Here is a 921-nt window from a genome sequence, read left to right as displayed (position 1 = left end):
CTAGTGTCCTGATTCAGAAGTTTCTGCCGATTTGTTTTGCACATCGGCGATTTGCAGGGTTGCCAGGCAAAAGCGTTTGATGGTGGCGAGGATATCGTCTGCCGATTTGGTCCATCGGAACGGTTTGGGATCGGTGTTGACGGCGTCGATATAGGCGGTGATTGCCGCCTCCAATTCAGCGGTGGAGCGGTGCACGCCGCGCCGGATTTGCTTTTCGGTCAGGTTGGCAAAGAAGCGCTCGACCTGGTTGAGCCATGACGCCGCCGTCGGGGTGAAATGAATGTGCCAGCGGGGCCGCTTGAGAAAGAAGCTGCGGATGGCGCTGGTCTTGTGGGTGGCGTAGTTGTCCATGACGATGTGGATATCAAGGTCTGGCGGCACGTTGGCTTCGATTTCGCGCAGGAATCTCAGGAATTCCTGCGCGCGGTGACGCTTGAAGCAGCGACCGATGATCTTGCCGGTGGCAGCGTCGAGCGCGGCGAAGAGCGAAAGTGTTCCATGCCGGGTGTAGTCGTGGCTGCGCCGCTCGATCTGGCCGGGCCGCATCGGCAACACCGGCTGGCTGCGATCGAGTGCCTGGATCTGGCTCTTCTCATCGACGCAGAGCACCAGCGCCCGCTCGGGCGGGTTGAGATAAAGGCCGACAATGTCGCGCACCTTCTCGACGAATAGCGCATCCGAAGACAGCTTGAAACTTTCGGCGCGATGCGGCTGCAGCCCGAAGGCCGTCCAGATGCGATGGATCGTCGAGGGCGCATGTCCGACCGCCCGTGCCATCGAACGCAGGCTCCAGTGGGTGGCGTCCGGCGGTGTCGTCTCCAGCGTCAACCGGATCGTCTCGGCGATCTCTTCGTCGCCGATCTGGCGCGGCGCGCCGGGACGCGGCTCGTCGTAAAGCCCATCGAGCCGCTGCTCGGCGAA

General features: G+C 62.0%; 1 protein-coding gene. It reads right to left on the bottom strand.

Annotation, left to right across the window (positions count from 1 at the left end; genetic code table 11):
• Nucleotides 1-921: IS630 family transposase (locus AC0C6X_RS30080; RefSeq protein WP_472956687.1), on the bottom strand; the 921-nt coding region annotated here is incomplete at its 5' end.

It is taken from the genome of Ensifer sp. VA4 (assembly GCF_055710065.1).
This window is presented reverse-complemented; position numbering and strand designations above follow the sequence as displayed.